Source organism: Vibrio sp. D173a, from assembly GCF_030248475.1.
This window is the reverse complement of record NZ_JAHGAH010001413.1, coordinates 1-895: the sequence shown is the minus strand read 5'-3', so window position 1 is coordinate 895 and position 895 is coordinate 1. Positions and strand designations below refer to the sequence as shown.

The 895-nt window shown below is 43.9% G+C and carries 2 protein-coding genes and 1 pseudogene; 2 read left to right on the top strand and 1 reads right to left on the bottom strand.

The genetic code is table 11. The features are described 5' to 3' along the window. Together KIV40_RS33735 and KIV40_RS33730 are read left to right on the top strand one after the other, a co-directional pair. The coding region (locus KIV40_RS33735) for a DUF3394 domain-containing protein (protein ID WP_285353784.1) at positions 1-137 on the top strand (137 nt) is incomplete at its 5' end. A 105-nt stretch (positions 138-242) separates the two neighbouring features. Next, positions 243-680: a universal stress protein gene (locus KIV40_RS33730; RefSeq protein WP_285353782.1), complete on the top strand. Its 438-nt coding sequence runs from the start codon at positions 243-245 to the stop codon at positions 678-680. Positions 681-756: 76 nt separating this feature from the next. Here the strand turns inward: KIV40_RS33730 and KIV40_RS33725 are convergent. After that, positions 757-895 (bottom strand): annotated as a pseudogene (locus KIV40_RS33725) (glycerate dehydrogenase); the annotation flags it as partial.

Sequence of the window (895 nt, the reverse complement as noted above, 5' to 3'; positions counted from 1 at the left end):
ACTGGGAAATTAAGTCCATCATTCAAGATGCTGACCGACCAATGAAAGAGTGGGTATTTGTTCCGACTCTACTGATCCTCATTGGCTTAGGTATGAACCAAAGAAGACGTGCTCGTAAGGATGAGATTAGCGCGTAACAATGGGAAGTGAGAGTGCTCCAAACATTTTCACTTCTGTATTACACGGAAAGGATAGTACGGCGCTAGACTCGCTCAGCGCCGCTAAACCAAAGAGACAAAAACATGTACAGACAAATCCTTGTTCCAGTTGATCTTAACGACAAAGGCTTTTCAGACAAAGCCGTTGAACTTGCAGTATGGCACGCTAAAAATAGCAACGCAGAGATTCACCTTTTGAACGTTCTGCCAGGTATTCACATGTCTATGGTGGCGTCTTACTTCCCGAAAGATGCAGCAAACCAAATGAAGCAAGACGTAAAGCGTCAGCTCCAAGAGTTTGCAAACAAATACATCGATGACGAAGTGATCTACAAAGTACATGTGGCAGAAGGCAAAACCTACTCGACCATTCTAGATCATGCAGAGAAGCTAGGCGCAGACCTTATCGTTATGCCAAGCCATAAGCGCTCTAAGATTGATAAAGTGGTTCTAGGCTCTGTAGCGAGCAAAGTGGTACAGAACTCACCAATCAACGTTTTGGTTGTGAAGCCACAAGGCTAAATTTATACCGTTCTAAAACACAAAAGGTTGGCGTTTATGCCAACTTTTTTATTGGGTGAAATTCAACAATTCGAAACTACGTCACTAGAGTTTGAGCAGCCCCAGCTGCAAACGCATCAATGTTATCCATTAGAATATCCGCCAGCTTCTGTATCGCACTATCGCTGCCCCACGCTACATGAGGTGTTAGAAGGAGGTTGGGTAAATCACTGTTT